Annotated in this window: 4 protein-coding genes and 1 pseudogene; 2 read left to right on the forward strand and 3 right to left on the reverse strand. The window is 69.4% G+C overall.

Translation table 11 applies throughout. From position 1 onward, the window contains the following. The first annotated feature begins 60 nt into the window (after positions 1 to 60). Positions 61 to 1,515: a sodium:alanine symporter family protein gene (locus tag H5397_RS14745; protein ID WP_182818342.1), complete on the forward strand. Its 1,455-nt coding sequence runs from the start codon at positions 61 to 63 to the stop codon at positions 1,513 to 1,515. On the opposite strand, the gene H5397_RS14750 is transcribed toward H5397_RS14745, so the two are convergent. From H5397_RS14750 to H5397_RS14760, 3 genes are all read right to left on the reverse strand, one after another. After that, positions 1,499 to 2,245, reverse strand: a complete 747-nt coding sequence (locus H5397_RS14750) for an aminoglycoside adenylyltransferase domain-containing protein (protein WP_182818344.1) — start codon at positions 2,243 to 2,245, stop codon at positions 1,499 to 1,501. The genes H5397_RS14745 and H5397_RS14750 overlap by 17 nt on opposite strands. Then, positions 2,242 to 2,841 carry an MBL fold metallo-hydrolase gene (locus tag H5397_RS14755; RefSeq protein WP_182818345.1) on the reverse strand — a complete coding sequence of 200 codons (600 nt, stop codon included), beginning with the start codon at positions 2,839 to 2,841 and terminating at the stop codon, positions 2,242 to 2,244. Before H5397_RS14755 ends, H5397_RS14750 begins: the two co-directional genes overlap by 4 nt. A gap of 100 nt (positions 2,842 to 2,941) precedes the next feature. Further along, positions 2,942 to 3,655 (reverse strand): maleylpyruvate isomerase family mycothiol-dependent enzyme, encoded by a 714-nt coding sequence (locus tag H5397_RS14760; RefSeq protein WP_182818347.1) that lies wholly within the window; start codon positions 3,653 to 3,655, stop codon positions 2,942 to 2,944. 73 nt (positions 3,656 to 3,728) lie between these two features. On the opposite strand from H5397_RS14760, the pseudogene uvrA reads away from it, so the two are divergent. Then, positions 3,729 to 6,569: pseudogene (gene uvrA / locus H5397_RS14765) on the forward strand (excinuclease ABC subunit UvrA); the annotation flags it as partial. Positions 6,570 to 6,778: the final 209 nt, after the last annotated feature.

Below are 6,778 nucleotides of genomic sequence, written 5' to 3' on the forward strand. Positions count from 1 at the left end.
CGGGTCGGGGGTGGGTGTGTGACGTAGTGTGCTGCCACCCGAACCGAACGGAGCGAACGCATGGACGCCGTCATCGCCTTCCTCAACGACAACCTCACGTGGGTGTTGATCGTCTTCCTGATCGCGGCCGGCGTGGCCTTCACGGTGATGACGAAGGGCGTGCAGTTCCGGCTGTTCGCGACGATGTGGAAAGTCATCTTCAACTCGCGCAGCCACGTGGAGGGCGGCATCTCGTCGTTCCAGGCGTTCGCGATCTCGCTGGCCTCCCGCGTGGGCGTCGGCAACATCGTGGGCGTCGCGGTCGCGCTGACGCTCGGCGGGCCCGGCGCGATCTTCTGGATGTGGCTGATGGCGCTACTCGGCATGGCGACCGCGTTCGTCGAGGCGACGACCGCGCAGATCTACAAGATCCCCCACGAGGACGGCACCTTCCGTGGCGGCCCGGCGTACTACATCCAACGCGGGCTCGGCTCGCGGGCCTTCGGCATCGTGTTCGCCTGCGCGCTGATCTTCACCTTCGGCTTCGCGTTCGAGATGATCCAGGCCGGCACCATCGCCAGTGTGTTCCAGTCCACGTGGGGCATCGACCCGATCTGGACGGCCATCGGCCTGGGTGTGCTGACCGCGCTCATCGTCTTCGGCGGAATCAAGTCGGTGGCCCGGGTGTCGGAGATCCTCGCGCCCGGCATGGCGCTGGTCTACGTGCTGCTCGCCCTGGTCGTGATCGTGACGAACCTGCCCGCGGTGCCCGGCATCATCGGGTCCATCTTCGCGGGCGCGTTCGGGTTGAACCCGGCGCTGTCCGGGACAGCGGGTGGCATCCTGGCGTCGATGCTGAACGGCGTGAAGCGCGGCATGTACTCCAACGAGGCGGGCATGGGCTCGGCGCCCAACGCGGCCGCGACCGCGACGACCTCGCACCCGGTGCACCAGGGGCTCATCCAGTCGGCGGGCGTGTTCGTCGACACCATGATCGTCTGCACGGCGACCGCGATCGTGATCCTGCTCTCCTCGCCCGAGGTCTACACCCCCGGCGTGACCAGCGCGGACGTCGCGGCCACCATCACCCAGCAGTCGCTGGCCGGTGAGTTGGGCGCGTGGACGGCCCCCGTCATGGCGATCCTAATCTTCGTGTTCGCCTACTCCACGATCCTGGGCAACTACTCCTACGCCGAGGTCAACCAGGACTTCCTCGGCGGTGGGCGCGTCGGCAACCTGCTGGTTCGTTTGCTGGTCGTGGGGTCCACCGCGTGGGGTGCGCTGCAGGGCCTCGACCTGCTGTTCGCGATCGCCGACGTGTTCATGTCGGTCATGGCCGTGATCAACCTGATCGCGCTGTTCCTGCTGGGCAAGAAGGCGGTCGGCGCGCTGCGCGACTTCCAGGCCCAGAAGGACACCCCGGTCATGGAGCGTGTGTTCGACTTGAACGAGAACCCCCACGTGTCCGGGATCCCGGGCGAGGTGTGGACGTCCGACGCCGGGCGCCGCAACGTCGGGGTCAGCGTCCAGCCGTAGCTGCCTGCAGGAGGGAGCTGAGTGGGTCCGCGAGGTGCGGGTCCATCCAGCGCCCTTCGGCGCGTGCGAGCAGGGCCTCGCTGACGGCGTCCGCGAACTCGGGGTGGCGGGCGATGAGGGCCGCGGCCCCGGCCTGCTTGCTGAGCCACGTGCCGTCCTCGACGAGGACGAGCAACCGGGCCAGGTTGAGCACCCGGTTGGGGGAGCCCGCGTCGGGGCCGTCGTGCCAGGCGAGCGACTCCCGGATCGCCTGGGCGACCCGGTGGTCGGGGAGTGCTGGGAGGGCGTCCTCGGGTGGTGGGGAGTCGCCGAGCGGGACGCCGACCCGCAGCGCCGCTGCGAGGTCGAGGACGGCCCAGTAGTTCGGGCCCTCGGGGGCGAGCTGGATGACCGACGGGCGGGCGAGGCCGCCGTTGACGTTGAGCTGGAACTGGACGGGGTCGCCGAGGGGATCGAGGTCGGGGAGGGCGTACCAGACGAACTCCAGCCCCACCGTCGGGCAGGGGAGTGCGGGGTGGACGATGCGCTCGCCGAGGGTGACCCGGTCGTGCTCGGGGTGTCGGGAGCGCGTGACGGCGAACACGTCGACGTCGCTGACCCCGTGCTCGTACGCCTCCTGTGCGGCGCTGCCGATGAGCCAGATGCCGACGAGGTCGGGGCCGACGGCGTCCCGGACCATCGCGGTGAGGTCGGCGAGGTAGGGCGCGAGCTGGTGGGGGATGGGTGTCACCAGCCACGCTCCCGCCACGCGTCCAGCTGCGGGCGCTCGTGGCCGAGCGTCGTCGGGTCGCCGTGGCCGGGGTGGATGACCGTGTCGTCGGGGAGTTGGTCGAAGAGTTTGGTGGTGACGCCCTCGTACAGGGAGGTGAATTCATCGGGGGTGTGCGTCTTCCCGACCCCGCCGGGGAAGAGGGAGTCGCCGCTGAACACGTGGGCGTGGCCCTCGTCGGGGGAGTGGATGAGCGCGATCGACCCGGGCGTGTGGCCGACCAGGCCGACGACGGTGAGCCCGGTGTTGCCGACGCGGAGGGTGTCGCCGTCCCAGACGCGTTGGTCGATGGTGACCCCGGTGGCGGATTCGATGGCGTCGGCGTCCGGTTCACCGGCGATGAGGCGGGCACCGGTGTGGGCGGCGACGGCGGCCAGGGCGCGGAGGTGGTCCTGGTGGCGGTGGGTCGTGACGATCGCGGTGAGCGGGGTGTCGCCGATCAGGGCCAGCAGCGCGACAGGGTCGTCGGCTGCATCGATCAGCAGTCCCTCGCCCGCATCGGTGAGCAGGTAGGCGTTGTTCCCCATGGTTCCGACGACGGCGCTGGCGATGTCCATGGGTTGTTCCTACGCGAGGAGTGGCACGGTGGCAAGGGTTGTCGGGCTCTCGGCGCTGGGAACACGGGCTCTCGGCGCTGGGAACACGGGCTCTCGGCGATCAGCCGGCGAGGGGGAAGGTGATGCCCTCGGCGTCCGTGAGGCCCTGGCCCTTGGTGCGGCCGGTCACCCAGGCCCAGAGCGCGGCGTCCGGGCCGGTCACCGTGCGGCGCTCTCCCACACCCCCCAGCGAGGCCGCGACGCCAGCGTCCGACACGATGTCGACGGCGGGCAGGGACTGGTCGTCGCGGAGGAGGATGAGCATCCACTCCAGCATCCAGCGGGCGGGGATGAGGTCGACGTCTTCCCAGGTGAAGCCGGTGTCGAGGTCGAGGTGGTGCAGCGTCAGCTCGTGGAGGCGGATCAGCGTGACCACCGACAGGGGAAACTCGCCGCCGATGAGGCGGACGGGGACGAGCCAGTCCTCGACGCGCTCGCAGAGGTTGGCCAGTTCTCCGGCCGAGGTGTCGAGGTCGACGTGGAGCTCCAGTCCGCTGCGTTCCGAGCCGCGCTCGATGTCGTTGAACTTCGCCGCCGACGAGGGGTAGAGAGGCGCCGGTTCGCCGTCGCGGGCGGCCGCGATGACGCGACGTAGGGCGTCCGCGTTGCGGCTGATGTGCGACGCGACGTGGGCGCGCGACCAGCCCGGGAGGAGGGACGGGGCGCGCCAGTCGTCCTCCTCGAGGTCGAGGGTGTGGCGCAGCAGCGCCTGGGTCGCGGTCGCGATGCGACGGAGGGCAGGCTCCACCTGTCCTTGGTTCAGGATCGCGAGCATGAAGGTCACCCTAGCCCTACCTGGCTCACCGCCGTGGAGGGCGGTACGGAAACTGTCAGAGGCCGCGCCTAACATGGTGCGGGTGACTGAACGCCTGATCGTCGCTGGTGCGCGCGAGCACAACCTGCGGAACGTGAGCCTCGAGCTTCCGCGCGATTCCCTCATCGTCTTCACCGGGCTGTCCGGCTCGGGCAAGTCGTCGCTGGCGTTCGACACGATCTTCGCCGAGGGCCAGCGCCGGTACGTCGAGTCGCTGTCCGCCTACGCACGCCAGTTCCTCGGGCAGATGGACAAGCCCGACGTCGACTTCATCGAGGGCCTGTCCCCGGCGGTGTCGATCGACCAGAAGTCGACCAGCCGCAACCCGCGCTCCACGGTCGGCACGATCACCGAGGTCTACGACTACCTGCGCCTGCTGTACGCGCGCATCGGCCACCCGCACTGCCCCGAGTGCGGCGAGCCCATCACCCGGCAGACGCCGCAGCAGATCGTCGACCGGCTGCTCGAGCTGCCCGAGGGCACCCGGTTCATGGTGCTCGCCCCGGTCGTGCGCGGCCGCAAGGGCGAGCACATCGAGCTGATGCGCTCCTACATCACGCAGGGCTTCACCCGCGTGCGCGTCAACGGTGAGGTCCACCAGCTCACCAACCCGCCCACGCTCGACAAGCAGATCCGCCACAACATCGAGGTGGTGGTCGACCGGCTGGCGGCCAAGGCGTCCATCAAGCAGCGCCTGACCGACTCGGTCGAGACCGCGCTGAACCTCGCCCAGGGCGTGGTCGAGATCGAGTTCGTCGACGTGCCCGAGGGCGACCCCAAGCGTCACCGGCGGTACTCCGAGAAGCTGGCCTGCCCGAACAACCACGACATCTCGCTGGAAGAGCTCGAGCCCCGCCAGTTCTCGTTCAACGCGCCGTGGGGTGCCTGCCCGACGTGCTCGGGCCTCGGCACGCGCATGGAGGTCGACCCCGACCTGGTCGTGCCCGACCGCAGCAAGAGCCTGTCCGACAACGCGGTGGTGCCGTGGAACTCGGTGTACGTCTCGGGCTACTTCCAGACGATCTTCCGCACGCTCGCAGAGATGCACAACTTCTCGGTCGACACCCCGTTCGAGGACCTGCCGGCCAAGGTCCAGAACATGATCTTCAACGGCGTCAAGGGCACGCTGAGGGTCACCAACGTCAACCGCCACGGGCGGCGCACGAGCTACAACGCCAGCTTCGAGGGCGCGCTGCCGTACGTGCGGCGCCGGTTCACCGAGGCCGAGAGCGACAACGCGCGCGACCGGTTCGCCGGCTTCATGCGCGAGCGCCCCTGCGACGCGTGCGAGGGCGCCCGGCTCAAGCCCACCTCGCTGGCCGTCACGATCGGCGGGCTCAACATCTCCGAGGTCGCGAACCTGTCGATCGCAGACGCCCAGGCGTTCATGCGCGGGCTGGTGCTCACCGAGCGCGAGGCCGCCATCGCCGAGCGGGTGGTCAAGGAGATCGGCGAACGGCTGCGGTTCCTGCTCGACGTCGGCCTCGAGTACCTCACGCTGTCCCGGTCGGCCGGCAGCCTGTCCGGTGGCGAGGCGCAGCGCATCCGGCTGGCCACGCAGATCGGCTCGGGCCTGGTCGGCGTCCTGTACGTGCTCGACGAGCCGAGCATCGGCCTGCACCAGCGCGACAACCGGCGGCTGATCGACACGCTCATCCGGCTGCGCAACCTGGGCAACACCCTGATCGTCGTCGAGCACGACGAAGACACGATCCGCACCGCCGACCACGTCGTCGACATCGGCCCCGGCGCGGGTGAGCACGGCGGCAACATCATCGTGTCGGGCTCGGTGAAGGAGCTGCTGGCCAACAAGCAGTCGTTGACCGGTGCGTACCTGTCCGGACGCCGCAGCATCCCGGTGCCCGCCATCCGGCGCACGGGCAACGGCAAGGTGCTCGGCGTGGAGGGCGCGGCCGAGAACAACCTGCGCGACGTGTCGGTGGAGTTCCCGCTCGGCTGCATGGTGGCCGTCACCGGGGTGTCCGGGTCGGGCAAGAGCTCGCTGGTCAACCACATCCTGTCCAAGGCGCTGGCCCGGCACCTGTACTCGGCCAAGGACGTGCCCGGTCGGCACCGCAAGATCACCGGGCTCGAGAACATCGACAAGGCCATCCACGTCGACCAGAGCCCGATCGGGCGGACGCCGCGGTCCAACCCCGCGACCTACACCGGGGTGTTCGACCGCATCCGCAAGCTGTTCGCCGAGACCCCCGAGGCCAAGGCCCGCGGTTACCAGCCGGGCCGGTTCTCGTTCAACGTCAAGGGCGGCCGCTGCGAGAACTGCGCCGGCGACGGCACGATCAAGATCGAGATGAACTTCCTGCCCGACGTCTACGTGCCCTGCGAGGTGTGCCACGGGGCCCGCTACAACCGCGAGACGCTCGAGGTGCACTACAAGGGCAAGTCGATCGCCGAGGTGCTCAACATGCCGATCGAGGAGGCCGCGGTCTTCTTCGAGCCGATCAACGCGATCCGGCGGTACATGGACACGCTGGTCGACGTCGGGCTCGGCTACGTGCGCCTGGGCCAGCCGGCCACGACGCTGTCCGGCGGCGAGGCCCAGCGCGTGAAGCTCGCGACCGAGCTGCAGCGGCGCTCGACGGGGCGGACGGTCTACATCCTCGACGAGCCGACCACCGGCCTGCACTTCGAGGACATCGCCAAGCTGCTCGGCGTGCTGAACCGCCTGGTCGACCAGGGCAACTCGGTGATCGTGATCGAGCACAACCTCGACGTCATCAAGACGGCCGACTGGGTCATCGACATGGGTCCCGAGGGCGGCGCGGGCGGCGGCCTCGTCGTGGGGGTCGGCACGCCCGAGGACATCGCGGCCAACCCCGACAGCCACACCGGCGAGTTCCTCAAGCCGCTGCTGGGCTAGGAGCCTGCTGAACAATCTGTCCGCGTGCCCACGGGACTGACCGGCAGCTGGCTGGAATTGTTGGGTTGTGCAGGGTGAGTCGAGTCCGCAGCGGGATGTGTTGGACGTGGAGTCGCTGGCGGGGCATTTGTTGCCGGCTGGCAGCGTGTTCCGGTTCTTGGCCGAGCACCGGCACCGCCTGTTCCCGGACGCGTTGTTCGCCG

The sequence above is a fragment of the Propioniciclava sp. MC1683 genome (assembly GCF_014164675.1).
GTDB lineage: Bacteria > Actinomycetota > Actinomycetes > Propionibacteriales > Propionibacteriaceae > Propioniciclava.